This is a genomic window from Kribbella sp. NPDC049174 (assembly GCF_043197365.1).
Taxonomy (GTDB): Bacteria; Actinomycetota; Actinomycetes; order Propionibacteriales; family Kribbellaceae; genus Kribbella.
On record NZ_JBICSZ010000005.1, the window covers coordinates 331,969 to 357,932 of the forward strand.

The following is a 25,964-nucleotide window of genomic DNA, read 5'->3' on the forward strand; positions in this document are numbered from 1 at the left end:
CCGTACAGTCGACCCCGCGTGACCAACCATAGCGGCTTAGATAGTCACGCAGGAGGAGGCTGTGGTGAGCACCCGAACCCGTGGCGAGGTGTCGACCGCGCGCAGGCTCCCATCCGAGGTCTGGATCCTGGTGGTTGCTCGGGCAGTGAATCGGGTCGGGGCGTTCACGTTGCCGTTCCTTGGGGTTGTGCTGACGGTGGAGTTCGGGGCGTCGCTGAGTCAGACCGGGCTGATTCTGGCTCTGTTCGGGGTGGCGACGATTCCGTCCCGGTTGCTGGGTGGGCAGTTGGCTGATCGGATCGGCCGGCGCCGGACGATCGTGCTCGGGCTGGCCGGATGTGCTGTTGCTCAGACCTGGATTGCAGTCTCCGATCAACTCTGGTCCGCGGTGCTCGCGACCCTGCTGCTCGGCCTGGTCTTCGAGATCTACGAACCACCCAGCCAGGCAACAATCGCCGACGTCACTGAGCCCGCCGACCGTCCAGCGGCGTACGGCCTGCTCGGTGCAGCGATGGCGGCCGCCGGCGTACTGGCCGGCCTCCTCGCGGCGACCCTCAGTCACTGGGACCTGCGCTGGCTGTTCGTCGCCGACGCGGCGACGTGTCTGGCTTGTGCGATCCTCGTCGCCCGCGCACTCCCAGCCGACGTACGACGGGACAGCGCACGCCAGACCGCGACAACGGTCTGGCGGGATCGCCGACTGCTGCTCCTCCTTGCGAGCGGCACGGTCTTCGCCACCATGTACATGCAACTGGTGATCGGACTACCGCTCACCCTGCTGGAGCAGGGCCTGCCGGAGTCAGGCACCGGCTTCATCCTCGCCGTGTCAGCAGTGACGCTGATTCTCGCCCAGCGCCTGCTCCGCGTGCAGCACCTCGACGACTTCCGCGCGATGACGATCGGCTATGTCCTGCTCAGCATCGGCCTGTTCGTGAGCGCGTTCGCACAGAGCCTGACCGTCTTCCTCCTCGCCACAGTCCTGTGGAGCCTCGGCGAACTCTTCCTGCTGACTCGCTACCTCACGCTGGTGTCGGGACTCGCACCCGATCACGCACGCGGTCGCTACCTCGCTGTCTTCGGGCTCAGCTGGGGCTTCGCCACTGCGATCGCGCCGTTGACCGTGACCTGGCTGCTCGAGTCGTTCGGCCCCGAAGGTCTGTGGCTCTCCAGTGCCGCAGTGGCCGTCGTGCTGGCCGCAGTCCAGCCGTGGCTCAGGACGAGACTGGCTCCAGCCTGACTGTCAGGCCTTTGGCGACCGGAGTGTTGCTGCCCTTGGCCAGGTCGTCGGCGGACATGAGCACGTTGGTCTCCGGGTAGTACGCCGCCACGCAGCCACGCGCGGTCGGGTACGAGACGAGCCGGAACCCGGAGGCCCGCCGCTCGACACCCTGGAACTCACTGACGATGTCGACGTACGCCCCGTCCTTCAATCCGAGCTCGGCCAGGTCAGCCGGGTTCACGAAGACGACCTCGCGTGTCCCGTGTACGCCGCGGTAGCGGTCCTCCAGCCCATAGATCGTGGTGTTGAACTGATCGTGGCTGCGCATCGTCTGCAACAGCAGCCGACCAGGTGCCGTCGGCAGCCACCTCAGGTCGTTCGCGGTGAACTGCGCCTTCGCGTCGGACGTCCGGAACTCCCGCCGATCCCGCGCCGCATGCGCCAGCAGGAAGCCACCCTCGTTGGCCCGCAACCGCTCCTCGAAGTCCTCGTATCCGTCGGCCACCCGCCCGATCCGCTGCCGGATCAGGCTGTAGTCGTCGGCGAAGTCCGCCCACGGAATCTCGCCCACGGAAGGTACGACGGCCTGCGCCAGCCCGCAGATGATCCCGATCTCGGACTTCATCTCCGGCCCCGGTGGAATCAGGTTCCCGGTGGACAGATGGACCGCACCCTGCGAGTCCTCGACCGTCACCGACTGCGGACCCGCCGCCGTGTGGTCGTGATCGGTCCGCCCGAGCGTCGGAAGGATCAGCGCCTCGCGGCCGGTGATGGTGTGCGACCGGTTCAGCTTGGTCGACACGTGCACGGTCAGATCGCACTGCCGCAACCCGCGATGGACGACCTCGGTGTCAGGTGTCGCGGACGCGAAGTTCCCGCCCATCCCGACGAACACCCGAACCGACCCGTCGCGCAACCGCTTCACCGTCGCGGCCGCGTCGACACCGTGCTCGCGCGGCGACGTGAACGCGAACTCGTGGTCGAGCCGATCCAGGAACGCGTCCGGCATCTGCTCCCAGATCCCCATGCTGCGGTCGCCCTGGACGTTCGAGTGACCGCGCACCGGGCACGGGCCGGCGCCGGGTTTGCCGATGTTCCCCTGCAGCAGCAGGACATTGACGATCTCGCTGATCGTCGCGACCGCCTCGCGGTGCTGGGTCAGCCCCATCGCCCAGCAGATCACCGTCGCCTTGGACTTGATGAACCGCCGGGTGAACTCCTCGATCTCGGTACGACGCAGTCCGGTGGCCAGCTCGACCGCGGCCCAGTCGAGCTCGGCATTGTGTTTCGCGTAGAGCTCGAAACCGCTGGTGTGCGACTCGACGAATGCCTTGTCCAACACGGTGCCCGGGTTGGCCGCCTCGGCCTCGAGCAGAAGGTGACCGACGGCAAGGAACAGCGCCTGGTCGCCGCCGATCCGGATCTGCAGGTGCTGGTCGGCGAGCGTCGTACCCTTACCGACCCAGCCGCTCGGGCGTTGCGGGTTCTTGAAGTTCATCAGGCCGGGCTCGGGCAGCGGGTTGACCGAGACGATGTCGGCGCCGTTGCGCTTGGCGACCTCGAGGTGGCTGAGCATCCGGGGTGCGTTGGTGCCCGGGTTCTGGCCGACGACCACGATCAGCTCGGACTCCTCCAGCATCTCCAGGGTGACCGCGCCCTTGCCGCTGCCGATCACCCGGGACAGCGCCGTACCGGAGGACTCGTGGCACATGTTCGAGCAGTCGGGCAGGTTGTTGGTGCCGTAGGCGCGGACGAACAGCTGGTAGAGGAACGCGGCCTCGTTGCTGGTCCGGCCCGAGGTGTAGAAGACGGCGTCGTTCGGGTCGGCGAGGGCCTTCAGGTGCCGCGCGACGACCTGGAACGCCTCGTCCCAGCCGACCGGTTCGTAGTGCGTGGCGCCGGCCCGGAGCAACAGCGGCTCGGTGATCCGGCCGAGTTTGCCGAGCTCGAACTCGGAGATCTGGTTCAGCTGGTCGATCGAGTGGGCGGCGAAGAAGTCGCGCGGCACCCGCTTGCGGGTCGCCTCCCAGGCGACCGCCTTGGCGCCGTTCTCGCAGAACTCGGCGGCGTGCTTGCGTTTGTGATCCGGGTCCGGCCAGGCGCAGGACGGGCAGTCGAAACCGCCGTCCTGATTCATCTTCAGGAAGACCTTGCCGGTCCGCACCGGTCCCATCTCGCGGAAGCCGAACTTGAACGACGAGAGCACCGCGGGCACCCCAGCGGCCTTCTTCTTCGGATGCTCGATATCGACCATGTTTCAACCATAAGCTCCGGCTATCAACCGGCGCGGCTTCGATAGCTGTCGCCACTGGCGCCGACTGCCACACCGGCCCGACGGCGGTTGCGGACAGAACCCTCGACAGCGTGACGCTGACCGTCCTACGGTGCCCGGAAAGCGTTTTCCATATTCGCGCCCCGCCAAGAGGATCCGCCATGTCCGCCTTGTCCTGCTCCGTACGGCCGGGTCGAGGTGGCCAGGCAGAACACCGCGTACAACCAGCCGTCCTACCCGGGCTTCTACCTCGCCTCGGACACGGACTGGTCGAAGGTTCCCCTGCCGGGTCGCCGGAGCTGACGGGTGGCCCAGTCCGACATAGGGACCGGGTCACTTGTGTGCTGTCGTCCCATAGCTGCGGGCTGTGGCTGATTCCTAAAGTCTCCGGCATGGCTACCCCTCGTCGAGCCCTCGTCACCGGCGCTGCGTCCGGCATCGGCGCCGCGTGCGCCCGGCGCTTGGCGGCTGACGGCGTCCACGTGGTTGCGGTCGACTACGACGCTGCCGGTCTCGAGACACTCGAGGGCATGCAGACCGTGGTGGCGGACCTGGCAGACCTGCACAGCCTCGGGGACCTGCCGAAGGACGTGGACATCCTGGTGAACAATGCAGGGGTCCAGCAGGTCGCACCACTCGAGCAGTTCCCGCCGGAGCGGTTCAGCTACATTCTCCGGCTCATGCTCGAGTCGCCGTTCCGGTTGATCCGTCAGACCCTTCCCCACATGTACGGCGCCGGGTGGGGCCGGGTGATCAACATCAGCTCGGTCCATGGTCTCCGGGCCAGTCCGTTCAAGGCGGCGTACGTCGCTGCCAAGCACGGGCTGGAGGGGCTCAGCAAGGTGGTCGCACTGGAGGGTGCGCCGCACGGAGTGACCAGCAACTGTGTAAACCCGGCCTATGTCCGTACGCCGCTCGTCACCGCCCAGCTCGCGGACCAGGCGGCCACCCACGGTCTGACCGAGTCAGAGGTGCTGGAGAAGGTCATGCTCGAGCCAGTCGCAGTGAAGCGCCTGATCGAGCCGGATGAAGTAGCGGAGCTGGTCGCACTGCTGTGTGGCCGGGCCTCCGCCTCCATCACGGGAAGCTCGTTCGTACTCGACGGCGGCTGGACCGCCCACTAGCTCAGGAGAGCCCGTCAATGACAGCAACACAACCGGTCCAAACGCGTACGCCGATCGTCCGGGTGGTCGGCGCGAGTCTCGTCGGGACGACGGTCGAGTGGTACGACTTCTTCCTGTACGGCGTGGCCGCGTCGGTGGTGTTCGGAGACCTGTTCTTCCCCAAGGGGGAGGAGCTCACCGGTACCTTGCTGAGCTTTGCCACCTTCGCGGTCGGGTTCTTCGCCCGTCCGATCGGTGGGGTGGTGTTCGGTCACTTCGGTGACCGCCTCGGCCGCAAGAACCTGCTGGTGCTGTCCCTGCTGATGATGGGCGTCGCCACCTTCGCCATCGGCCTGTTGCCGACGTACGCACAGGTCGGCGCGCTCGCTCCGATCCTGCTGACCGTGCTGCGGCTCATTCAGGGCTTCGCACTCGGTGGTGAGTGGGGTGGCGCCGTACTGATCGTGTCGGAGCATGGTGATCCGGCACGGCGTGGCTTCTGGGCGTCCTGGCCGCAGGCTGGTGCTCCGGCGGGTCAGCTGATCGCCAACGGCGTACTGGCCGGCCTGGCCGCGTTCCAGTCGGACGCCGCGTTCAACTCGTGGGGCTGGCGCATCCCGTTCCTGCTGTCCGCCGTACTGGTGCTGGTCGGGCTGTGGGTGCGGCTGCGGATCGAGGAGTCGCCGGTGTTCAAGGAGGCTCGGGCCAAGCAGCAGCCGACGGACAAGATCCCGCTGCTCGAGGTGATCACCAAGTACCCGCGTGAGGTGCTGACGGCTATGGGCGCGCGGATGGCGGAGAACGTCAGCTACTACATCTTCACCATCGTCATCGCGACGTACGCCAAGGAACAGCTCGGTCTGGGCAAGTCGTTCGCGCTGAACGCCGTACTGATCGGTGCGGCCGTGCACTTCTGCGCCATCCCGCTGTGGGGTGCGTTGTCAGACCGGATCGGCCGGCGGGCGGTGTACCTGATCGGTGCTGTCGGTGTAGGCGTGTGGGCGTTCGTCTTCATCGCACTGGTCGACACGAAGAACTTCCTCCTCGCCACACTGGCTGTGACTGTCGGACTGGTGCTGCACGGTGCGATGTACGGGCCGCAGGCATCGTTCTTCACCGAGCTGTTCGGCACCCGGGTCCGCTACTCCGGTGTGTCGGTGGGCTACCAGCTCGCGTCGATCATCGCGGGCGGTCTGGCGCCGTTCATCGCGGTGGCCCTGCTCAAGGCGTACGACTCCGGCTATGCGATCGCCGTGTACGTCGCAGCGTGTGCGGTCATCTCCATCATCGCGGTGACGTCGTACTCCGAAACGCACCGTCGGGACCTGACCAGCGTGTAGGTGGCATCATCGCGAACGTGGAGGAGCTGCTGCGGCTGCTGGCCGAGGACGCGCCCGGGAGTGAGCTGGCCCGGGCGGCGGGCGACGACGCGGTCGCGCGGGATCTCGCACTGCGGATCCGGGCCGGGATCGACGCCAGCAAGAAGCGTGAGGCCGAGCTGTCCGCCCTGGTCGACGTCGCCCGCGAGCTCGCGTCGGCGCGCGACCCGGGCGGCGTACTCGACACCATCGTGCACCGGGCCCGCACCCTGATCGGCACTGACGTCTCCTACCTGACCTTGTACGACCCCGCCCGCGGTGACACCTACATGCGGGCGACCGACGGCTCGGTCTCGGCGGCCTTCCAGCAGTTGCGGCTCCCGCTCGGTGCGGGCCTCGGTGGGCTGGTCGCCGAGACGTACAAGCCGTACTGGACCGCCGACTACCCGTCCGACAGCCGCTTCCGGCACACCTCGCCGATCGACCACGCGGTCGGCGAGGAAGGCCTGGTGGCCATCTGCGGTACGCCGCTCATCGTCGACGGAGCCTTCGTCGGCGTACTGTTCGCGTCCAACCGGACGCGCCGGCCGTTCAGCCGCGAAGAGGTGTCGCTGCTCGGATCACTGGCAGCCCTGGCAGCCGTGACGATCGTGCAGGTCCGAGCGGCCGCCGAGACCGAGGCCGCGCTCAGCCAGCTGTCCGAAGCCCACGCCGGCACCGAGCACGCGGCCGCAGCCCACGACCGGTTCGCCGACATCGTTCTGTCCGGTGGGGACGTCGATGCCATCGCCGCCGCCCTGGCCGAGCTCCTGGACGTCTGGGTCGTCCTGGTCGATGCGGTCGGCAACGAATTGGCAGTTGCCGGGTCGCCCGACCGTGCCGCCGTACCGTGGCGGGAGTCCGAGTCCGGTCGGCTGACCAAGATCGGAGACTGCTGGGTCGTCGCCGCGACCGCGAAACGCGAGCGCCTCGGCGCCCTGGTGATCGGCGGCGTCGACGACCTGTCCGACGCGGACCAGCGCATCGTCGAACGTGCCGCCGTTGTCACCGCTCTCGTCCTCCTCTTCCGCCGCCAGGCCGCCGAGCAGTCCCAGCGCGCCCAGGCAGACCTCGTCTCAGACATGTTGAGCGGTAGCGCCGACCCGAGGACGCTGACCGAACGACTCCGCCTGATCGCACCGAACCGCCGCCACGACCGTCTGGTGGTGGCGGTCTGCCGCGGCGACCACAGCGGCGTACTGGCCAGACTCACCGCCCCACTGGAGGACAAGCTCACTCTCACCGGCCCGTACGCCGGGGACCTGGTGCTGCTGTTCGCCGCGTCCAACCCGGTCAAGGTCGCCGGCGAACTGGCCGTGGTAGCCCGCCAGACCGGCGTGACGATCGCAGTCACCGGCCCAGCGGCATGGGGGAGTGACCTGATCGCAGCACATCGCCAGGCGGCCCGACTGGTCAGCACCATGCTGCGACTAGGCCGGACTGCTCATGCCTCGACACCGGACGACCTGGGCCTGGCAGGGCTCGTCGGGGCGGCGCACGCAGATATCGCCGCGCACGTCGATCACGTGCTCGGACCGGTGATCGGGTACGACGCTCAGCGCGGTACCGACCTGATCGGCACCCTACGGGCGTACTTCGCGGCCGGACAGAGCCCGACCCGGGCCGCCGATGCCCTGCACGTCCACCCCAACACCGTCCAGCAGCGTCTGGACCGCATCACCGTCCTGCTCGGCGAAGGCTGGCTGCACCCCGATTGCGCCCTCGACGTCCAGGTCGCCCTCCGCCTGCAGGCGACTCTGGACTAGCCGGCCCTCCAACGCGGCCTCATCGCGCCGAAGAGCTAGAAGACCCCGGGCAACAACGCGGCGGTCCGGGTCCGGTACGCCGCATAGGCAGGCAAGGTGCCGATCAGGATCCGCTCCTCCTGGCGCGCCCGGTGGACCTGCAGCGCGACGAGCGTGACCCACACGCCGGCAGCGGCCAGGGAGTCCGCCGCGATGGCGAGTCCGAGCGAGGACACGATTTCGCCGGTGTACAAGGGATGCCGGACCCACCGGTACGGCCCGTGCTCGACGACGTCGCGTGCCTGGGCGATGATCGACAGATTCCGGCCCAGACTGCACAACGACCAGACCGACCACGCCGTACCGGTGACCAGCAGGACGTCGGCGACCAGTTCGCGGCCGACGGAGCCCGTCGTACCCGTCAGCAAAGGAAAGGCGAACGGGCTCAGCGTCGCGATGATCGCGGCAGCGTTGGCGACGACCGACGTACTCGTGGACTTCGCGGGCCCACGCCGCAGGTAGGCCCAGATGATCACCGCGTAGAAGGCGCCGACCAGGGCGTTGCCGATCCAGCGCAGCGTGCCCGCGGTTCCGGGGCCGGTGGACTGGGTCAGCACCATCGAATCGGCGCACAGCATCAACGTGGCCGCGGGCACCATGATCAGCCGGCCGACGTCCAGTCGGCGCTGCGCGGTCTTCAGCATGGCTACCTCCCGAACAGGACGCGGGCGATACTGAGCGCGCCCGGCCCGATGATGACGATGAACATGGACGGGAACAGGCAGAAGACGAGCGGGAAGAGGATCTTGACCGGCACCTTCTGCGCCTTCTCCTCGGCCCGCTGCCGGCGGCGCAACCGCATCTCCCGGGCCTGTTCACGCAGTACGTCGGCGATCGTGATGCCCAGCTCACCCGCCTGCACGAGCGCCGACACGAACGATCGCAACTCCGGCACCGTGGTCCGATCGGTCATCGCGCGCAGCGCCTGCGAGCGGGACTTGCCGATCTGGATCTCCTGCAGAACCCGGGAGAACTCGGCGGCCAGCGGACCGGCGGTGTTACGGGAGACCTGCGACAGCGCCGCGTCGAACCCGAGCCCGGCCTCGACGCAGACCGTCAGCATGTCGAGCGCGTCGGGCAGTGCCTTCTGGATCTTGTCCTGCCGCTTCGCCCCGGCGTTGTACAGCAGGATGTCGGGCAGGAAGAACCCGACGGTCGCGGCCACCGCGGCGCTCACCACGAGCAGGCCGATCGTGCGTACGCCGTACAGTGCGCCGAGGCCGCCGAGGATGAACAGGCCGAGGCCCTTCGCCGCCAGGATCCGGTCGGGCGTCCACCCCTTCGGGTTGCCCGCGAGATCGAGTCGGCGCTGCAGCGTCGTCGTGATCCCCGACGGCGACAGGTGCACCGCCAGGCCGCGGAGCCAGCCGGGCAGGGCCGCGAACGGGTCCCGCGTGACCTCGGCCTCCACCGGCGCGTGCCGCGTGTAGTGATTGTCGATCGTGGCCAGTGCCCTGGCCACACCGTCCTCGGCCGGACGAGCGACGATGCCGACGACGGCCAGTACGACGGCGAGACCGAGCGCGACGAGTCCGCCGATCAAGAGCATGGTTGCGGTCATCTCAAGCCTCCACCTTGATCAGCGCGCGGATCCAGAACGCGCCCACGATGATCAGCCCGACCCCGCCGGCGACCATCATCAGGCCGACCGGCGTGGTGTACAGCGGGCTCATGTACTCCGGTTTGCTGAACGTCAGCCAGCCGCCGAGCACGATCGGCAGACCGACGATGATGTAGCTGCGAGTCTCGCGATCACAGTTACAGCAGGTGATATCAGTCACTCTCCGTCTGGGGGATCGCGAGAGAGAAACACACGGGGGAACGTCATGCAGAGCTCGATCAAAGTCGTCGTCATCGACGGCCACACGCTGACCAGATACGGGCTGATGCGGCTCGTCACGGCCGACGCCGACATCGCCATCGTCGGTGAATGCGCTCTCGCGTCCGAGGCGCCGGCGCTGGTGGCTTCCACCCGTCCGGACGTTGTGGTGCTGGACGTCGCTCTGCCGGATGCCGACGGGCTCCAGCTGGCCCGCGAACTCCGCGACCGGCACACGGGCCTCGGCATCGTCATCCTGACCGCGCAGGCCGAGGACGACGTACTGTTCCGGGCTCTGGAGACCGGTGTCTCCGCCTTCGTCGGCAAGACCGCCCCGAACCCAGAGGTCCTCGGCGCGATCCGGCACGCCGCGGTGGCGGCCGCCTCCTTCACCGCGACCGGTCTCGCGCACGCCCTGGCACGCCGCGGCCACGTCGCCGGCGGGCGCCCCGTCAGCGGTCAGCTCGGCCTGGGGCGGGCTGTCGAGGGCATGGTGCTGAGTCCGCGCGAGTTCGAGGTTCTGTCGCTGCTCGCCACCGGCCGGTCCGTGCCGGCGATCGCAGGCACTCTGTTCGTCAGCGTGTCGACGGCGAAGACCTACGTCTCCCGGGTGTACGAGAAGCTGGGCGCCACCAACCGCGCCAACGCGATCATGATCGCCCTCAGACTGGGACTCATCACCCCCGAACTACCCGCCTCGGCCTAGCAGCACGCGCATACTGTTTCTCTCCCCTGTCCCGCCGCATCGCCGGAGTCAGCCAGAAGATGCTCACCCAGACCCTGCGCTCCCTGGAACGCGACCGCCTTCCCGGCCGCTCGGTGACCCCGTCCGCCGCCACCCGTACCCATCACGACGACGTGAGCGGCTCAGCGTGACCGATCGCCGAGTAGTCGTACTGGTCGTGCCGGCGGTCGGCAGTTGGGCCCCGCCAGGCCGTGACCCGGAGGCTTGGCGGCTGGCGCTCGCTGAGGACACCTACGAAGTCCTGTCCGCACTGGACCGGGTAGACGTGGCGGTGGCCGTGGCAGGTGGTGACGACGCGGCTGTAGCCGAGGTAGCCGCCCTCACCTGGCCGGCCACACCTGTGTACGCCGTCGATGCCGCCCGCCCGGTCCTGGACGCGGTGGCTCTCGCCGGCCCGGCAGCCGCGGTTGTTGCTGTCAGCCACGACGTACCCGACCTGCCTGGTCTCCTGATCGGCAAGCTGTTCCGTGCACTCAGCACCGCCGACATCGCCGTCACTCCAGCCGAGGACGGCACACTCGCTGCCATCGGCGTGAACGTCCCCACCGCCGACTGGGTCACTACGGCCGCACCGACCTTCGACACTCCCTTGTCCGAACTGGAGTCCCTCAAGCCCCGCCGTCACGCCGTTGCCATCGGCCCCGGCTGGCACCGTCTGCGATCGGCTGCTGACATAGCGCGACTGGATCCAGGCCTCGAAGGCTGGGACGCGACACGATCCATACTTCGTCACTCTTGACCCGTCACCTTCCCTTGAGTCGCTCGTTCATCAGGCAGCAGGGAACTTCTGGGGGAAGTTCAGGCCGTCGCCGCACTGGTGCCGATGCCGTTCAGGGGCGGTACCCGACACCAGCGGGGCCACGGCCAGTGGGGGACAACGGGGATCTGGGGACGGCATCACGGAGGTGAACCGCGGGGGACCGGGGGACGGCGGATCACACCCAGACGCCACCTGGGGGGAACAGCAACAACAACCCTGCGGGCCAACCGGACAACGGCCCACAGCAAGAGGGAACTGCGAGGCAACGGGGAATCACGGGGGACAGCGGTACAGCGGGGGAACAGTGGCACGGGGATCGCAGTACGTGGGAGCACGGGGGATGCAAGAAACCTGCTGCCGTTGACGGGGAACGGCAGTGGAGTGGGGACAGCGGGGAGATTCACGGGGCGCAGTACAACCGGGGGTGCAACACAAACGGGGAAACTATCGGGGGACGGCAGTACATGGGGGCACGGGGGATGGCAGTGCCGCGGGGACTTTACAGGCATCCGCAGTAACACGGGGGGATCGCAGCACGCAGTACGACGGGGACTTCACGGGGAATGCAGTAGGGCGGGTCTCGGAGGGGATCTGTCTGGTGGCGCGCGGGTCGGTCTAGCCGGCCGACCCGCGGCCGCCTGCCGTCTCCGCGGTCAGGCGGGGATGACGTACTGATGAGTTCCTTCTCGACCAAATGCAGGCCATGCTGGCCTCCGCCGTACAAATAGCTGAGCATGTGCTTCACCTCATCCGGCGGCATAATCGTCCCCGCGCCTGCCTGTTGTAGAACGCAACATGCCGCGTCTCGTGCTTGGCGATCCGCTTCAGGATCCCCGTCAGCACCGGATGGCTCTCAGCCTGAATCAGCCGCGCGTACGCCGAATGCGCCCACCACTCGTTGATCGCACCCCACGCCATGTGCGTCGCGATGAATTCCTCACCGATGATGTTCGCCAGCAACGACTGCCGGATCGGCGCCAACCGATCGCGCCACCCGAGCCGCGAACGCACCGCGCGGGTGTGTTCGGGCCCGGTTGCGGGCAAAACAGCGTGCTGGCACGTGTACGCCGGATCCAGGCGGTGTATTGCCGCGGGAGAGTGCCTGGAGGGGCGGCTACACGGCCCGATCAACCACGGGTGTTTCCACCAACGACAGCAAGTCGTCGGCGGGCGCTGCTGACCAACTCCTCGACCGTGTGGTCCACCCCGCCCGGCAGTGCGTCCATCGGGAACCACGCGAGGTCGTGCGACTCCTCGCTGACGACGAAGTCAGTCGTCTCCGCGGCAGTCACGAGGAACTGAACATCCAGATGGAACGCACCCGCACACCCACCAGCCAACAGCTGATGCCGCGACAACTGCAGCGGACTGGGATCGATCGACAACCCAGTCAGCCCGGACTCCTCCGTAGCCTCACGCAGAGCCGCACCCGCGAGCGTCGTATCCCCGTCCTCGCAGTGCCCACCCAGTTGCAGCCAGTTCCCGACAACCTTGTGCAACGTCAACAGCACCTGACTCCCGGACGCGTCCACCACCAGCGCACTCGACGTCACATGCTCCGGCCGGCAACTCCGCCACATCCCATCCGGCCGCTCGGCCAGATGCCTCAGGTAGTGCGCCCGCAACTCCCCCTGCGCGTCATCAGGCGCACTCCACCCCTCCAATGTCGCAACCGCATCCCCAAGAAGCATCCCGCCAGTCTCCCCCACCACCTCAAGACACCGTCCGGCGCGCATGCCGAAGAGAGCGTCCCAGGTCCCCCCAGAACACACCGCGGAACGCCGTACAGCTGTGCCGAGGACGGGCGACTACTTGGGGGAGTCGGGGTTGTTGCCCTGGTCACCTTCCTGAGTGCCTTCGTCGGGGAGGAAGTCGGTGATGTCGATGTCGGCCAGCTCGCCGGCGTGCTGCGCGAAGCCGATGGGGTCGTCCAGGTCGGACGCGCTCGGCAGGAGATCCGGGTGCGACCAAAGCTCGTCGCGGCCATCCACACCACGTGCGTCGCGTACAGCGGCCCACAGGTTCGCCGCGTCACGCAGGCGCCGCGGCCGGAGCTGCAGGCCGACCAACGTGGCGAACGTCTGCTCTGCCGGACCACCCGCGGCCCGACGCCGTCGTACCGTCTCCGCCAACTGCACCGCCGCCGGCATCCGCTCCTTCGTCGCCTGCCGTACGACGTCGTCCACCCAGCCCTCGACCAACGCGAGCGCGGTCTCCAGCCGGACCAGAGCCGCCTTCTGCTGCTCGGAGTCCTCGGGCTCGAAGAGGCCGCCCGCGAGCGCCTCCTGCATGGCCTCCGGGTTCTGCGGGTCGATGCCTGCCATCGCCTGCTCGATCTTGCCGGTGTCGACCTCGATGCCGGACGCGTAGTCCGCCACCGCGGCGAGCACGTGCTGCCGCAGCCACGGCACGCCGGCGTACAGGCGCTGGTGAGCGACCTCGCGCAGCGCCAGGTACAGCCGGACGTCTTCGTCGGCGAGCCCCAGCCCTTCGGCGAACTTCGCGACATTGTCCGGGAGCAGCACCGCCTGCCCGGTCGGTCCGAGCGGCAGTCCGATGTCGGACGAGCTCACGACCTCGCCGGCCAGCTCGCCCAGCCCCTGACCGACCTGTGCGCCGAAGATGGAACCACCCAACTGCCGCAGCATGCCCGCCATCGGCCCCGCCAACTGCTGAGCCTCGGCCGGTAGCGCGTTCCCCATGGCGCCGGCGACGTGCTCGGCGACCGGGTCGACGATCGTCTGCCAGACCGGCAGCGTGTTCTCCACCCACTCCGCGCGGCTCCAGGCCGCGGACGTGGTGGAAGCTTCGGGCAGGGTGGTTGCCTCGTCCAACCAGTGCTCGGCCAGCCGGACCGCGTCCGCCACCCGGTCCGAGTCGGTCGGCGTGATCGACCGGTCCCCGCCCGCGGAGACGGTCTTGCGGGCGATGTCCTTGGCCAGATCCCAGTTCACCGGCTTCCCGTCGCCGGAACCGCTGAGCAGCTGCTGGACCTGGGCGAAGATCGCGTTCAGGTCGGGAGCGCCGCCCGCGCCGGCCGCACCGGAGAACTGCTGGAACATGGCCTCGAACGGAGTTCCCTTGAACGGGTTGTCCGGTTCGTCGCTCATCGGAGTGGGCCTTCCTGTGCGGGTGGGGCGTACAACTCCAACGTACTGGTTCCACCCTCCAGTTCCGCCCCCGGCGAACGCATTACCCCTCCACTTAGCCCCTGGCAGACCCCTGACTTTCCCCCGAGCAGCACGCTCTCCCCGTGAGACCGCCGGCCGAGGACCGTGCGGGGTCTGGCGGGCTTGGAGCTGAGAGGTGAGGCGAAGCAACAGCTGAGGGGGTGTGCGGGGTACGGCGGGGCCGCGAGCAGTAGACGAGGAGTCGGGGGACGGCGGTGGCGGGAACAGGGTGACAGAGCCGGGCAGGGCCGGGAGTCGCGCGGAGAAGCGGGAGTCGCGCGGAGAAGCGGGAGTCGCGCGGAGAAGACAGTCGGCCCGGACAGGTAGGAGTTGTGAGGGTGCTGCCGTCCCGGGAGCTGCTGGGTCGGGGGCTGTGCGAGTTGTGGTGGGGGTGGGAGTCCGTTGGCGAGGAATTGTGTCGGGGACGGCGATGGCGGCAGCAACAGGTGACGGGGCTGGGGCTGGGCGTAGCGAGACGACCCTGTGAGGACGGCGGGGTGCCCGAGCGAAGAGGTGGCCGATGGCCTGGGCATATGGGTTGTGAGGGCGCTGCGGTCCCGAGGGCTGCGGGGGCTGAGGGGCTCTGCGAGCTACCGCCGGGCTGGGGACGGTGGGCGAGCTGCGGGGGCCGGCGGTGGCGGGAGCGGGGACACCGAGCCGGGCAGCGCTGGGAGTCGCGGGATAAGACGGCGGGGCCGGGTGGGTGGGAGTTGTGAGAGTGCTGCGGTCCCGAGGGTTGCAGGGTGAGAGGGCTGTGCGGGGTGGTGAGCGGTTGTGCGGGGTACAGCCGGGCCGGGAGGAGTGGGCGAGGAGTTGTGGGACCGGCGGGCCGGGGCAGTAGGTGACAGGGCCGGGTGGGGTTGGGAGTTGCGAGAGGACCTGTGGGGACGGTGGGTGGGAGGGGTGAGGCGGGCTGGGAGCGGGGTTGGAGGGGTGGTGGGGGAGAATTGCGGGGGTGGGGGGTGGTTCGTGGTAGGTGTGGGGTGGATTCTGGCGGGAGTGAGGGACTATGAGCGACGCGATCAGGTTGCTGGACATTCGTGAGGGTGTGTTGTCCAGCGACGAGGTGTTGGCCGCTGTCGCCGATGCGACTGCCGGTGGTACTGCTGTCTTTATCGGCACTGTGCGCAACCACGACCACGAGAAGCCGGTCGATCGGCTGAGCTACGAGGCTCACCCGGACGCGCTGGAGCACCTGCGGAAGGTTGCGCAGCGTATCTGCGACGACCCCGCTGTGACCGCGCTGGCCGCCGTACACCGCACCGGGGACCTGAAGATCGGCGACGCCGCCGTGATCGTGGCCGTGGCCGCGTCGCACCGCGATGTCGCGTTCGCCGCCTGCCGGAGGCTGATCGACGATCTCAAGGCCGAGGTCCCGATTTGGAAACACCAGCACTTCACCGACGGTCCAAGCGAGTGGGTCGGCGCTCACTGACACGTACTCTGGGCGCATGAAGGTGGCCGGATGAAGGTTTTGGCGTGGCTGGCGTTCCCGCTGGTCGCCACGCTCCTGGCGATGTGCTGGGCCGCGTGGCGCGGGCGGAGCCGTGGTCCGCGCCGGTCCGGCGGTGCCTTCGCCTCGGTCGAGGACTTCCGCCGCTTCAACGAGGCACTGGCCGCACCGGGACCACGGGCGACCCCGGAACGACGCCGTGGCCTCCGCCGCCGGACCCCCAGGAACTCTGCCGCCGACAGCTCCGGCACCGGCGAGTCAGCCGGCGGATCCGAGTCGGCCGCCAATCCCGCCTCACCCGGTCCCCAAGGCTCCACTCGCACCCCGAGTTTTCCCGCGAAGTTCGGTGAGACCGGTCCGGCGAGCCTCGCCGGGAGGACCGGTTTCGGTGGGGCCGGGACGGTTGGGGGTGCTGGAGCGTTGGAGTCAGCAGGGACGCTCGCCGTTACCAGGAAGCTCGGTTCGGCCGAGACGTTCGGTTCCACCAAGATCGCAGGGCAGGGTTCGTGACACGTCGTACCGCCACGCTGGTTTCTTCGATCGTCCTGCTCGTCATTTCGCTCGGGCTGGTCACCGCCTTCCCGGTGCCGTTCGTCTCGTTCAGCCCGGGGCCGGTGAAGGACACCCTCGGGGAGACGAAGGGCAAGCCGGTCATCGAGATCTCCGGGCACCCGACCTTCGAGACCTCCGGCCGGCTCGACCTGACTACCGTGTCGGTCACCTCGCCGGAGCGTGAACTCACCCTGCCCCAGGCGATGCGCAACTGGCTCGACCCGCACCACGATCTGTTCCCGCGCGACATCATCTACCCGCCGGACCAGACCGCGGACGAGGTCGAGGAGCAGAACACGGCGGAGATGACTGGCTCGCAGGACAGCGCGATCGCGGCCGCTCTGCAGGCGGCGAAGGTGCCGTACCACCCGAAGGTCTCGACGGTGGGCAAGGACACCCCCGCCGACGGCAAGCTCAAGCCGGGTGACATCGTCCTCGCGGTCGACGGTGTGACGGTGTCGCAGGTCCCGCAGGTCGGCGACCTCGTGCGCAAGCACAAGGTCGGCGAGAACGTCGTCTTCCTGATCCGCCGCGACGGCGCCGAGCAGACCGTGCAGCTGAAGACGGCGGCCACCCCGGGCGAGGCCACTCGCCCGATGGTCGGCATCACGATCGGGATCGACTCGCCGGTGAAGGTCACGGTCAACCTGGGCCAGGACATCGGCGGCCCGAGTGCCGGTACGGCGTTCGCACTGGCCATCTACGACAAGCTGACCCCGGGTGCGTTGCTGGAGGGCAAGCACGTCGCCGGCACCGGGACGATCGACGCACTCGGCCAGGTCGGGGCGATCGGCGGGATCCAGCAGAAGATCGCGGGCGCGAAAGAGGACGGCGCCACCGTCTTCCTGGTCCCCGGACCGAACTGCGAGGCCGCACTGCACGCGGGCGTGAAGGACATCCAGCTGGTGAAGATCACCACCCTGAGCGAGGCGATCAGCGCTCTCAACGCGATCGCCAGCGGAACCGGAGATGTCCCGACATGCACGCGATGAGCCACCTGAACGTACCGGCCGGCCGAAGGGGAGAGCTGACGGCATGGATTCCGTAGGCATTCTGCCTCCCGACGCGCTCAGTCGCGCGGTGGTCGAGATCGAGAAGCACGTGAGCAGCGCGGGCTGGGACCAGCCCGCGCAACTGTTCGCGCTGGTCCCCACCGAGGAACTGCTCCGCGCCGAACCGCAACTGGCCGCCGAGCTCGGCGCCGAGGACGCGTCCCAGCCGCTCACTCCGGTCGCCCAGGGTGAACTGCCGGGCGGTCTCGAGGACGAGCACCTGGCTGACGCGCTGGGCCGGATCGAGTGGCCGGACGGCGTCAGCGGCTGTGCGCTCGCGATCGAGCGAGTCGTCCTGCCCGCCTCGGCCGAGGCGGGTCTGTCCAGTGCTGAGTCCGACGCCGAGCTGGCCCGGATGGCGGGCAGCGATCCACGCCGCCACGAGGTCCGGATGGTCGCCGCGGTCCTGCGCGAAGGCGACCGGTTCGGTGCCGTCCGGCTGCGCTCACACGACGAGGACAGCGCCGTACTGACCGGCGCCGACTTGGTCCCCACGCTGTGCGAAGTACTGTCTTTGACATTCGAACCTTCGGTCGACAACCGGCCGGGCGAAGGTCCTGGGGTCGACGGCATGAGTGACAACGAGGAGAACCGATCATGAGCGACGGCGTCTATGACATGCCGGAGGAGCCGCGGCGGACGCGGCGAACGTCTGGAGGACGGCCCCGGGCGCTGCTGCCGACGATCGCCACGCTGATCGTCCTGCTCATCCTGTTCAGTGTCTTCACCGACGTCTGGACCCAGCGGCTGTGGTACCGCTCGGTGGATCTCGGCTCCGTGTTCAGCACGGTGCTCGGGACCCGGGTGCTGCTGTTCTTCGTGGTCGGCCTGCTGATGGCGGCGGCCGTGGTCGCGAACATCATCATCGCCTACCGCACCCGGCCGCGGGTCGCCCTCGCGCCGTCGCCGAGCCCGGGCTTCGAACGGTACGGCGACCTGCTGCAGCAGCGCGGGAAGATCGCCGTCGGCGTGATCGCGACCCTGATGCTGGTGTTCGGCGGCTCGGCCGCGTCGGGGGAGTGGAAGGTCTTCCTCGCCTGGCGGAACCGGACCCCGTTCGGTGTCACCGACAAGCACTTCAACAAGGACATCGCGTTCTTCGTCTTCGACTACCCGTGGCTGCGCGTGCTGCTCGGCTTCGGCTACTCGATCGTGCTGCTGTCGCTGGTCGCGGCGATCATCACCCACTACCTCTACGGCGGCTTCCGCCCGTCCGCGAAGGGGCAGAAGGCCTCGGGCGCGGCGCAGGTGCAGTTCTCCGTATTGCTCGGGTTCCTGGTCCTGCTGAAGGCGTTCAGCTACTGGCTCGACCGCTACGGGCTGACGACGTCGGACAGCCGGCTGTTCACCGGCATCTCCTACACAGGTGACAACGCCGTCTTGCCCAGCAAGGAGATCCTGGCGGTCATCGCGGTGCTGTGTGCCGGGTTGTTCTTCGCCAACGTCGTACGCCGGACGTGGCTGCTGCCGGGTGTGGGCACCGTCGTACTGATCCTTTCGGCGATCCTGCTCGGTGCCTTGTGGCCGGCGGCGCTGCAGCAGTTGCGCGTCCGGCCGAGCGAGCCGGTGCGCGAGGCGCCGTACATCACCAAGAACATCGAGGCGACCCGCCAGGCGTACGGCCTGGAGGGCACCCAGGTGATCAACTACCCGGCGAAGTCCACGGCGACCCCGAGCGATCTGGCGGAAGATGCCGAGGTCTTGCCGGGTATCCGGTTGATCGACCCGAGTGTGGTCGGGCCGACCTTCGAGCAGTTGCAGCAAGTGCGTGGCTTCTACTCGTTCCCGACCGATCTCGACGTCGACCGGTACAAGATCGGCGACAAGGTCAACGACACGGTGATCGCGGTCCGCGAGGTGCAGGTCGACCGGTTGCCGGCCGGCCAGCGCAACTGGAACAACGACCACACCGTCTACACCCACGGCTACGGCGTCGTCGCCGCGAACGGTAACCAGCGGGCCGCCGACGGTACGCCGGTGTGGTCGGAGAAGGACCTGCCACCGACCGGTCAGCTCGGCAAGTATGAACCGCGGATCTACTTCGGTGAGCAGTCCCCGGACTACTCGATCGTCGGCGGGCCGAAGGGCGGTCAGGCGGTCGAGCTCGACACCCCGGAAGGCACGAACGGCGGCGACCCGACGCTGAACACCTACGCCGGCAAGGGCGGCGTCCCGGTCGGCACGTTCTTCAACCGGTTGCTGTACGCCACCAAGATGCGGGACGCCAACATCCTGCTGTCCAGCCGGGTGAACCCCGACTCGCAGATCCTCTACGACCGCAGTCCGCGCGAGCGGGTCGAGAAGGCCGCGCCGTGGCTGACGCCAGACGGCGACCCGTACCCGGCCATCGTCGACGGCCAGGTCGTCTGGATCGTCGACGGCTACACCACCTCGGCGAACTACCCGTACTCCGAGAAGGTCGCCCTGGACGACAGCACCCGGGACACCACGACCGGCCGCGGCACCATCGCGCAGCAGCCGAGTGAGGAGATCAACTACATCCGCAACTCGGTCAAGGCCGTCGTCAACGCGTACGACGGATCGGTCCAGCTGTACGCTTGGGACGAGAACGACCCGGTGCTGAAGACGTGGATGAAGGCGTTCCCGGGCACCGTCCAGCCGCGCTCGGACATCTCGCCCGCCCTGATGTCCCACCTGCGGTACCCGGAGGACATGTTCAAGGTCCAGCGCGACCTGCTGGCCAAGTACCACGTGCAGGACTCGACCACCTGGTACCAGAACAGCGATCTGTGGCGTGTCCCGGCGGACCCGACCGCGGTGTCCGCCGGCGCCGACTCGTCGTCCCAAGTCAAGCAGCCTCCCTTCTATCTCTCGTTGCGGATGCCCGATCAGCCCGAGCCGAAGTTCTCGTTGACCTCGGTGTACGTGCCGAACGCGGAACGGGAGAACCTGACCGCGTTCATGGCCGTCGATGCCGAGGCGACCTCGCCGGACTACGGCAAGTTCCGGATCCTCCGATTGCCCGGCAACGTGCAGATCCCCGGTCCGGGACAGGTCTACAACAAGTTCCAGACCGACGACGCGATCAGAACCGCGCTGCTCCCGATCAACCAGCCGACCAGCGGCGCCCGAGCACAGTTCGGCAACCTGCTGACGCTGCCGCTCGGTGGCGGTCTGCTCTACGTCCAACCCGTGTACTCGGTGCGGACGAGCGGCCCCGGTAGTTATCCGGTGCTGCGCTACGTCCTGGTCTCGTTCGGCGACCGGGTCGCCTTCGGCAGCACGCTGCAAGAGGCGCTGACCAAGGTCTTCGACACCACCGTCAGCACCGGTGAGCCGACGCCCAACCAGCCGACGCCGAACCAACCACCGGCCAACCAAACGGTCAAGCAGGCGCTGGCGCAGGCACAGACCGCGTGGGACGCGGCCCAGAATGCGCTGAGAGCCGGCAACCTGGCGGAGTACCAAAGGCAGCTCAACCTGGTGAAGACGGCGATCGACCGCGCCGTGGCGGCGGGAGCCGCAGTCACACCGACCACCCCGGTTCCCAGTGGCACGCCGACCACGACACCGTCCACGCCGGCACCATCCAGTCCACCGACGTCGCCGACAGGCTGACGCACAGGCTGCTCACCCGGGCGGCGACACCGACCAACCGTCGGAGTCGCCGCCCCGTGTCGTTGCCTACAGCACCGGTTGATCAGCCTGTGGTCTCCGGATGGAAGCCGGTCGCCGTGTCGAGCAGATCCTGCTCGGAGAAGCGTTCGCGATCGAGTGACACCTCGGCCGCGACTCCCGGCGAGACGAAGTAGAACACCTCGTCGTCCGCGACCAGACCGTCGTACTCGCCGACCTTGACCGGGCGAAGGTCCCAGGTCTCCGGATCCTTCTCCTCGTACTCGGCGAGGAAGGCCTTGAGCTCCTCGAGATCCGAGAGCTTCTCGCCGCGCATGGTCTTCACCGTCAGGTCGACTTTGTACGCACCCTCCGGATCCGGCCCGGTCTCCCAGACCCGGCTATGGAAGCTGACGTCCTCCCACTCGTACTCGAAGTCGGTCGGTGCACCGATCCCGGCGGGAAGATGCTCGATCACGAAGCCGTCCAAGGTGCATGCCCTTTGCTCGGTCGATGGGGGAGCCACGGCGTACCCGGATCGCGGCTCGATACCGCTCGCCGCGGCCGGGCTGGTCGTCCAGACACCGAATGAGGCGAGGACGACCGCGCTCCCGATCACGATACGACGGGTCGACGGAACGACTCGGGAACCAAGGGAAGAACGCGACATGGCTGCCTCCTGAGGACGTCGACGCCCGGCCTGCTGCAAGGCGTCTTCTTGCCCTAGAAGTTGCACCGATCTGCGCCCTTCCCGGCGCGCGATATCGAACCTGTGGAAAAGACCCTCAGTACCCGATCAGCCGATGCAGCCGGTGGAACGTCTGCTGAAAACCGAGCTTCGGCCATGTCCGCGACGACAGGAGGTTGGTCACCCGCCAGTCGGTGACGACGGCCGTGTAGCCGGTGTCGGCGGACCACTGCAGCACCGCCTCACCCAACGCACGGCCAGCCCGTCGACCACGTGCCTCCGGCAGTACGGCGGCAAAGCCCAGGAACCCCGCGTTGTCCGGACGAGCCAGCCCGCTGTGCGCACTGGACTTCTCCACCGAGCACCCGACGGACGAGCCGATCACGCGACCGTCGTACTCGGCAACAAAGGTCGCGTAGTCCAGGTCGTCGATCGACTCCTCCCAGTCGGCCAGCGCCTCCTCCAGCGTGGGCAGCTCGCCGGCCGAGAACACCGGCGACTGTGCCTGGTGCTGTGGCAGTACCAGGTCCAGCTCCGCCAGTACGGCGATGTCGTCGCGCGTGGCACGTCGTACGGTCAGACCAGGCGGTGCTTCCAGACGAGCAGTCGGGGCCGGACGCACCGCGTGCGCATGCTGCGAGCCGAACCCCAGCCGGAACCAGGCGTCGACCAGCTCCGCGTCGTCCGGCACCAGCACGTACTGAGCCGTCCGTCCGTCGTCCATCCACTTGGCAGCGGCAGCGCCGTAAAGGTCGCGAATGTGCTCAGGCTCACGTACGGCCTGGCCTGCGGACTCGATCCAGATGTTCGGCCCCCAGACCGGCGACGGCTTGGGCGCACCCAGCACGTAGCCGGTCAACTCGTCTCCCTCCAGCAGTACGGCGCCGGACGCGCTCTCGCTCTCCCACACGGCCGTGACCTCGACCACGGCGATCTGCTCGTCCTCGTACTCAGCCGGCAGCAGAGGGTGCCGCTTCCGGTGCTCCTTGTGCCGCTCCGCGAGCAGCTGGGCGGCCGCTGGCAGGTCCGCCTCCGCGAACGGGCGAATGACGTGTCTGGACATACCCGGACGGTACGCCGCACCGCCCGCCGCTGACACGGGTTTTCGCCCACCCCGAGCCACACCGGGAGCCGATTTGGTTGCTCAGCGCCGATCCACTAAACTAAAACCACAACGACGCGGGGTGGAGCAGCTCGGTAGCTCGCTGGGCTCATAACCCAGAGGTCGCAGGTTCAAATCCTGCCCCCGCTACGGAAGGAGGCCCCCTGACCAGGTGAAACACCTGGTCAGGGGGCCTTCGTTATTCGCGGCAGATCGGGTTGACTACGGTCTAGCGATCGCGTTACTGGTCCGCAATAGGGCCGATCCGAGGTCACGCGCTCATCGTTGATCCGCTCCGATGCCAGTTCAGCCTGCCCACTTGATGTGTTGTCCGCCACGATCGTTTCGTCCGCGTAGGGAACCGCTGACACGGCGTCATCATCCGATCCCGCGCAGGACTCATCGAAGAGGTATGGTCGGCTCGTTGTCGCCGGGGTAAACGGGCGCTCGTCGCACAGCCGCTCTCGGTTGGTCGTGGCAAAAGGGCGTCGTAGGCGACCGCGTCTTAGGCGTCGGCCTGGAAGGGCCTCTCATCTCTCTCGAATCCCATGGATGAGAAACTAGCCGGAGTCGTTCGCCTCACGCGTTCATGATCGCGGTGACGCGCGCGTGAGCTCGTCGGTCGGGGCCAGGATTCGCTCCTCCGCTTGGAAAGGCGCTGAGCCGGCGGCGTGGCTGGTTGAGCAGCTCCGCCATCACCAGGACGAGGACCAAGAGCCTCGAGGGATGCATCGACACGTAGGGGTCGAGTTATCCCCAGCGGTCGATCGCCGGGAGCAGGTCTGGCGCAGTCGCGCGCTCGGAGCTCGCGTCGGCGAGCCGGTGGGCGGCGCCGCCCGATGCAACATCGAGACCCCACGCGAGGCCTTCGCCACTCCCCGGAACTCTTGAGCCGAAGTCCGCGGCCACCGCGTCAAAATTCACGGAGATCTACCTGCGGACCGAGCCCGACATGACGCCAGATTTCACGAGCAAACGACGTCGATATTCACCGTCACAGCCACCTCGTCGGCACGTGGCAACGGCTCCCCTAACCCGACCTGTTTCACTCAGCTTGTTGGTGTGCCTCGAGTGCTGCGAGGTCGCCGGCCCATTGCTACTCGCCGGCGTCTGACTCTCCTTGGTTCGTGAGGATCCAGCCGATGAAGAAGCTCTCCCGAGGGCCGCGCCCGGACGACGATCAATCCCATGCGGAGATCAGGTCCTGGGGTGTGAGGTGTTCGATGCCTTCTGCAGTGCAGCCGCTCCGGGACACGGCAATGAGTGGGGTCGCGTCGTCGGCGCCGGGTAGCTGCGCCCGGTGCCGGATCAGCCGGGCGAGGTCCCTGGCGTCGAACGACTTGTTCTCGAGCCACTTGATCGAGCCGACGAAGGTGATCTTCTTGGCTATCGGTGCGCGGTCGGCTCCGACGAGGTCGATCTCAGGGTCGTTGGTGCGTGTCCAGTAGCCGCCGATCGCGCCGGTTCCCTCCGGGAGCGAGTCGTCAGCCAGTCGCCACAGGGCTTCGCGAGCTACGGGCTCGATGGCGCGGCCCCGCCAGGTCGACCAATGCGCACGAATCGTTTCGAGTACGCGGTCGCCACGGCCGCGCTCGATCGTAGGAATACCTGGGCCCAGGACGAAACCGATGAACCGCCTGGGACGCCGACACACCCAAATCATCGAATCAAAAACGCACACAGCCAACCACGCCTTCACCCACCGCCGGATGAAGAATCGAGGATAACGTTGACCCGTGAGCACGAGGGCCGAGCGTCAGGCGGCGCGTCAGCAGGTCGCTACCTATCATGAGGTGCAACTGGCGGCGCTGGTTCAGCGGGTCGCAGAGGCCGTCGATCGGCACCGCGGCGGTGAACTGGACGCCTTCGAAGTCGACGAGGTGATCTTCCAGTACCAGCGTGCGGCGCGGAAGTTGTGGACGTTCTGCCAGACCACCGGCAGCCAGGCTGAGCTCACCGCTCACATCATCCAGCGCGTGGCTGAGGACGGTGAGGCTATCGATTGGTGGGAACGCGGCCGGCCGCACCACCGCAGTTGATCTGGAATCTACGGTTGAGACTACGGTCTAGAAGAGGAATCTCTGGTCAACAGCGGTGATCCGCAGTGGTGATCAAGCTGCCCGTGGCTAGGTGAAACATCGGTCTGACCGGGGGGAATGGATGCCAGGTTATAAGGACCCAGAGGTCGCAGGTTCAAATCCTGCCCCCGCTACGGAAGAAGGCCCGGACCATCAGGTCCGGGCCTTCGTTTTGTGTCGGGGAGTTGCGGTGGGTACTGGTTCGGGTATCCGCCCGACTTTCGACAAGGAGCATTCGATGTTCGCGATCATTGCTGCCGTCATCTTCGGCCTCGCGCTCATCCTGGACTGGGCCAACGTCCGGGCCAGCGACGCCTTCACGCCGCAGACACTTCTCACCGCTGGTCTTCTGTGTGTCGCACTTCACCTCGCCGGCGTCGGCGCCGGCCGCCGCTGGGGTCGTCGCCGCTGACGCACAAGTAGCAGCGGAGCGCCCGGGACCCACAGGGTTCCGGGCGCTTCTCAGGTGAGCCAGAGGACTATGCCGGTGAAGCCGTGAAGGACGCTGGCTGTGCCGGCTTGGATGGCGGCGGTGGCTCGGGCCGGGGTGAACGAGCTGGGGTCGTAGGTGGAGGACATGCCTAGGCCTTCGCCGCGGTAGGAGGCGCCGGGCCAGTCGGCCGCCGTGACGTTGGCGGTGGGTTCGGCGATCTCGGCGCCGACCAGGAGGAACTGCTGGTCGAGATGGCTGGCGGTGACCAGGGCCAGGGGATCGACGAGGGCGTTGCCGGCGCTGACGATGAGGTCCGGCTTCAGATCGATGGCTTCGGTGATCCGTCCGACGTACTGGTCGGCAGCTGTGACTTTCACCGTCTTGAGGCTTACGTGCTCGTCCTCAGCCCAGTCCTGCACGGCGGTGACCAAGGTCTGCGTCTGAGGATCGTCCCCGGCTGTGAGCAGTACGACGCGGTAGCCCTTGCCGGGGTGTACGTCGTTCCACGAGCCAGGACTCGGCGTGATGGTCGCTTCTGGTGAAGGCGGTGCGGTCGGGTTCACGAATCCGGCGCCGAGCGTGCCGACCGGCGTCGGCGTGGCGCGTGGGCGGGCCCAGTCGTCGGCGGTGTTGCAGCCGACGGCCAGGACGACGATCGCGAGCGCGACGGCAGCAGCCCGGGCAGGCCGAAGTCGCTGGTGCAAAGGGATCGTCCTCCATGACGGTGAGAAGGCCGCACCCTTCTTACCTCATGAAGTCCGGTTCCCAGAGTGGGTACG

25 protein-coding genes and 1 tRNA gene are annotated in these 25,964 nt (G+C 67.8%); 15 read left to right on the forward strand and 11 right to left on the reverse strand.

Translation table 11 applies throughout. From position 1 onward, the window contains the following. The first annotated feature begins 64 nt into the window (after positions 1-64). Positions 65-1,237: an MFS transporter gene (locus ACGFIF_RS26620; RefSeq protein WP_393158129.1), complete on the forward strand. Its 1,173-nt coding sequence runs from the start codon at positions 65-67 to the stop codon at positions 1,235-1,237. Here the strand turns inward: ACGFIF_RS26620 and ACGFIF_RS26625 are convergent. Continuing rightward, positions 1,212-3,473 (reverse strand): FdhF/YdeP family oxidoreductase, encoded by a 2,262-nt coding sequence (locus ACGFIF_RS26625; protein WP_393158130.1) that lies wholly within the window; start codon positions 3,471-3,473, stop codon positions 1,212-1,214. The two genes, ACGFIF_RS26620 and ACGFIF_RS26625, sit on opposite strands and share 26 nt — an antisense overlap. Before the next feature lie 410 nt (positions 3,474-3,883). Here ACGFIF_RS26625 and ACGFIF_RS26630 point away from each other — a divergent pair, with 410 nt between their 5' ends. From ACGFIF_RS26630 to ACGFIF_RS26640, 3 genes are read left to right on the forward strand one after another with little or no spacing between them, the layout of a single operon-like run. Continuing rightward, positions 3,884-4,615 (forward strand): 3-hydroxybutyrate dehydrogenase, encoded by a 732-nt coding sequence (locus tag ACGFIF_RS26630; protein ID WP_393158131.1) that lies wholly within the window; start codon positions 3,884-3,886, stop codon positions 4,613-4,615. Between the two features lie 17 nt (positions 4,616-4,632). Beyond that, positions 4,633-5,934, forward strand: coding sequence for an MFS transporter (locus ACGFIF_RS26635; RefSeq protein ID WP_393158133.1), 1,302 nt, complete (start codon positions 4,633-4,635; stop codon positions 5,932-5,934). Between the two features lie 17 nt (positions 5,935-5,951). Next, complete coding sequence (locus ACGFIF_RS26640; RefSeq protein ID WP_393158134.1) at positions 5,952-7,718, forward strand: helix-turn-helix domain-containing protein; 1,767 nt, start codon at positions 5,952-5,954, stop codon at positions 7,716-7,718. A 35-nt stretch (positions 7,719-7,753) separates the two neighbouring features. Here ACGFIF_RS26640 and ACGFIF_RS26645 read toward each other — a convergent pair whose 3' ends face one another. The 3 genes from ACGFIF_RS26645 to ACGFIF_RS26655 are packed head-to-tail and all read right to left on the reverse strand — an operon-like array spanning position 7,754 to position 9,538. Further along, entirely contained in the window at positions 7,754-8,401 is a 648-nt protein-coding gene (locus ACGFIF_RS26645) for a methyltransferase family protein (RefSeq protein ID WP_393158136.1), read from the reverse strand. A 2-nt stretch (positions 8,402-8,403) separates the two neighbouring features. Beyond that, positions 8,404-9,318 carry a type II secretion system F family protein gene (locus tag ACGFIF_RS26650; protein ID WP_393158138.1) on the reverse strand — a complete coding sequence of 305 codons (915 nt, stop codon included), beginning with the start codon at positions 9,316-9,318 and terminating at the stop codon, positions 8,404-8,406. 1 nt (position 9,319) lies between these two features. Further along, positions 9,320-9,538: a type II secretion system F family protein gene (locus ACGFIF_RS26655; protein ID WP_393158140.1), complete on the reverse strand. Its 219-nt coding sequence runs from the start codon at positions 9,536-9,538 to the stop codon at positions 9,320-9,322. Between the two features lie 45 nt (positions 9,539-9,583). Between ACGFIF_RS26655 and ACGFIF_RS26660 the strand changes: the two genes are divergently transcribed. From ACGFIF_RS26660 to ACGFIF_RS26670, 3 genes are read left to right on the forward strand one after another with little or no spacing between them, the layout of a single operon-like run. Further along, complete coding sequence (locus tag ACGFIF_RS26660) at positions 9,584-10,282, forward strand: response regulator (RefSeq protein ID WP_393158141.1); 699 nt, start codon at positions 9,584-9,586, stop codon at positions 10,280-10,282. Positions 10,283-10,308: 26 nt separating this feature from the next. Continuing rightward, positions 10,309-10,452, forward strand: a complete 144-nt coding sequence (locus ACGFIF_RS26665) for a winged helix-turn-helix transcriptional regulator (RefSeq protein ID WP_393158377.1) — start codon at positions 10,309-10,311, stop codon at positions 10,450-10,452. Further along, positions 10,449-11,060, forward strand: coding sequence for a DUF2064 domain-containing protein (locus ACGFIF_RS26670; protein WP_393158143.1), 612 nt, complete (start codon positions 10,449-10,451; stop codon positions 11,058-11,060). Before ACGFIF_RS26665 ends, ACGFIF_RS26670 begins: the two co-directional genes overlap by 4 nt. A gap of 762 nt (positions 11,061-11,822) precedes the next feature. Here the strand turns inward: ACGFIF_RS26670 and ACGFIF_RS26675 are convergent. The 3 genes from ACGFIF_RS26675 to ACGFIF_RS26685 all read right to left on the reverse strand — a co-directional run bounded on the left by ACGFIF_RS26675 (position 11,823) and on the right by ACGFIF_RS26685 (position 14,191). Further along, positions 11,823-12,092: a hypothetical protein gene (locus ACGFIF_RS26675; protein ID WP_393158144.1), complete on the reverse strand. Its 270-nt coding sequence runs from the start codon at positions 12,090-12,092 to the stop codon at positions 11,823-11,825. Positions 12,093-12,208: 116 nt separating this feature from the next. Next, the gene (locus tag ACGFIF_RS26680; protein WP_393158146.1) at positions 12,209-12,772 is read right to left on the reverse strand and encodes an NUDIX hydrolase; all 564 of its coding nucleotides are present in this window, start codon (positions 12,770-12,772) and stop codon (positions 12,209-12,211) included. A 117-nt stretch (positions 12,773-12,889) separates the two neighbouring features. Further along, entirely contained in the window at positions 12,890-14,191 is a 1,302-nt protein-coding gene (locus tag ACGFIF_RS26685; RefSeq protein ID WP_393158148.1) for a zinc-dependent metalloprotease, read from the reverse strand. Between the two features lie 1,069 nt (positions 14,192-15,260). On the opposite strand from ACGFIF_RS26685, the gene ACGFIF_RS26690 reads away from it, so the two are divergent. Genes ACGFIF_RS26690 through ACGFIF_RS26710 form a run of 5 tightly spaced genes read left to right on the forward strand, consistent with a single transcriptional unit; the run spans position 15,261 to position 20,887 of the window. After that, complete coding sequence (locus tag ACGFIF_RS26690) at positions 15,261-15,686, forward strand: molybdenum cofactor biosynthesis protein MoaE (RefSeq protein ID WP_393158150.1); 426 nt, start codon at positions 15,261-15,263, stop codon at positions 15,684-15,686. 30 nt (positions 15,687-15,716) lie between these two features. Continuing rightward, positions 15,717-16,214, forward strand: a complete 498-nt coding sequence (locus ACGFIF_RS26695; RefSeq protein WP_393158152.1) for a hypothetical protein — start codon at positions 15,717-15,719, stop codon at positions 16,212-16,214. Next, the gene (locus ACGFIF_RS26700; protein ID WP_393158153.1) at positions 16,211-17,248 is read left to right on the forward strand and encodes a PDZ domain-containing protein; all 1,038 of its coding nucleotides are present in this window, start codon (positions 16,211-16,213) and stop codon (positions 17,246-17,248) included. Before ACGFIF_RS26695 ends, ACGFIF_RS26700 begins: the two co-directional genes overlap by 4 nt. Before the next feature lie 43 nt (positions 17,249-17,291). After that, on the forward strand, positions 17,292-17,909 hold the full coding sequence (locus tag ACGFIF_RS26705; RefSeq protein ID WP_393158154.1) for a PPA1309 family protein: 618 nt from the start codon (positions 17,292-17,294) through the stop codon (positions 17,907-17,909). Next, the gene (locus ACGFIF_RS26710) at positions 17,906-20,887 is read left to right on the forward strand and encodes a UPF0182 family protein (protein ID WP_393158156.1); all 2,982 of its coding nucleotides are present in this window, start codon (positions 17,906-17,908) and stop codon (positions 20,885-20,887) included. Before ACGFIF_RS26705 ends, ACGFIF_RS26710 begins: the two co-directional genes overlap by 4 nt. Positions 20,888-20,969: 82 nt before the next feature. Here ACGFIF_RS26710 and ACGFIF_RS26715 read toward each other — a convergent pair whose 3' ends face one another. Both ACGFIF_RS26715 and ACGFIF_RS26720 read right to left on the reverse strand, forming a co-directional pair. Then, positions 20,970-21,554: a hypothetical protein gene (locus ACGFIF_RS26715; protein WP_393158157.1), complete on the reverse strand. Its 585-nt coding sequence runs from the start codon at positions 21,552-21,554 to the stop codon at positions 20,970-20,972. Between the two features lie 115 nt (positions 21,555-21,669). Next, a complete protein-coding gene (locus tag ACGFIF_RS26720) occupies positions 21,670-22,635 on the reverse strand; it encodes a GNAT family N-acetyltransferase (protein ID WP_393158159.1) in 966 nt (321 codons plus the stop codon). Positions 22,636-22,750: 115 nt separating this feature from the next. Between ACGFIF_RS26720 and ACGFIF_RS26725 the strand changes: the two genes are divergently transcribed. Further along, a tRNA-Met gene (locus tag ACGFIF_RS26725) sits at positions 22,751-22,824 on the forward strand. Between the two features lie 1,030 nt (positions 22,825-23,854). On the opposite strand, the gene ACGFIF_RS26730 is transcribed toward ACGFIF_RS26725, so the two are convergent. Then, entirely contained in the window at positions 23,855-24,373 is a 519-nt protein-coding gene (locus tag ACGFIF_RS26730) for a DUF234 domain-containing protein (protein WP_393158161.1), read from the reverse strand. 37 nt (positions 24,374-24,410) lie between these two features. On the opposite strand from ACGFIF_RS26730, the gene ACGFIF_RS26735 reads away from it, so the two are divergent. Together ACGFIF_RS26735 and ACGFIF_RS26740 are read left to right on the forward strand one after the other, a co-directional pair. Next, on the forward strand, positions 24,411-24,713 hold the full coding sequence (locus ACGFIF_RS26735; protein ID WP_393158163.1) for a hypothetical protein: 303 nt from the start codon (positions 24,411-24,413) through the stop codon (positions 24,711-24,713). Positions 24,714-24,990: 277 nt separating this feature from the next. Next, positions 24,991-25,164: a hypothetical protein gene (locus tag ACGFIF_RS26740; protein ID WP_393158165.1), complete on the forward strand. Its 174-nt coding sequence runs from the start codon at positions 24,991-24,993 to the stop codon at positions 25,162-25,164. A 50-nt stretch (positions 25,165-25,214) separates the two neighbouring features. On the opposite strand, the gene ACGFIF_RS26745 is transcribed toward ACGFIF_RS26740, so the two are convergent. Further along, positions 25,215-25,889 carry a hypothetical protein gene (locus ACGFIF_RS26745; RefSeq protein WP_393158167.1) on the reverse strand — a complete coding sequence of 225 codons (675 nt, stop codon included), beginning with the start codon at positions 25,887-25,889 and terminating at the stop codon, positions 25,215-25,217. Between the last annotated feature and the right edge of the window lie 75 nt (positions 25,890-25,964).

Bases quoted from the DNA above. Each gene is read 5' to 3' on its own strand.
- ACGFIF_RS26625 (WP_393158130.1), bottom strand. From the start codon at position 3,473: ATGGTCGATATCGAGCATCCGAAGAAGAAGGCCGCTGGGGTGCCCGCG.
- ACGFIF_RS26630 (WP_393158131.1), top strand. From the start codon at position 3,884: ATGGCTACCCCTCGTCGAGCCCTCGTCACCGGCGCTGCGTCCGGCATC.
- ACGFIF_RS26635 (WP_393158133.1), top strand. From the start codon at position 4,633: ATGACAGCAACACAACCGGTCCAAACGCGTACGCCGATCGTCCGGGTG.
- ACGFIF_RS26645 (WP_393158136.1), bottom strand. From the start codon at position 8,401: ATGCTGAAGACCGCGCAGCGCCGACTGGACGTCGGCCGGCTGATCATG.
- ACGFIF_RS26650 (WP_393158138.1), bottom strand. From the start codon at position 9,318: ATGACCGCAACCATGCTCTTGATCGGCGGACTCGTCGCGCTCGGTCTC.
- ACGFIF_RS26660 (WP_393158141.1), top strand. From the start codon at position 9,584: ATGCAGAGCTCGATCAAAGTCGTCGTCATCGACGGCCACACGCTGACC.
- ACGFIF_RS26680 (WP_393158146.1), bottom strand. From the start codon at position 12,772: ATGCTTCTTGGGGATGCGGTTGCGACATTGGAGGGGTGGAGTGCGCCT.
- ACGFIF_RS26685 (WP_393158148.1), bottom strand. From the start codon at position 14,191: ATGAGCGACGAACCGGACAACCCGTTCAAGGGAACTCCGTTCGAGGCC.
- ACGFIF_RS26690 (WP_393158150.1), top strand. From the start codon at position 15,261: ATGAGCGACGCGATCAGGTTGCTGGACATTCGTGAGGGTGTGTTGTCC.
- ACGFIF_RS26695 (WP_393158152.1), top strand. From the start codon at position 15,717: ATGAAGGTTTTGGCGTGGCTGGCGTTCCCGCTGGTCGCCACGCTCCTG.
- ACGFIF_RS26705 (WP_393158154.1), top strand. From the start codon at position 17,292: ATGGATTCCGTAGGCATTCTGCCTCCCGACGCGCTCAGTCGCGCGGTG.
- ACGFIF_RS26710 (WP_393158156.1), top strand. From the start codon at position 17,906: ATGAGCGACGGCGTCTATGACATGCCGGAGGAGCCGCGGCGGACGCGG.
- ACGFIF_RS26715 (WP_393158157.1), bottom strand. From the start codon at position 21,554: ATGTCGCGTTCTTCCCTTGGTTCCCGAGTCGTTCCGTCGACCCGTCGT.
- ACGFIF_RS26720 (WP_393158159.1), bottom strand. From the start codon at position 22,635: ATGTCCAGACACGTCATTCGCCCGTTCGCGGAGGCGGACCTGCCAGCG.
- ACGFIF_RS26740 (WP_393158165.1), top strand. From the start codon at position 24,991: ATGTTCGCGATCATTGCTGCCGTCATCTTCGGCCTCGCGCTCATCCTG.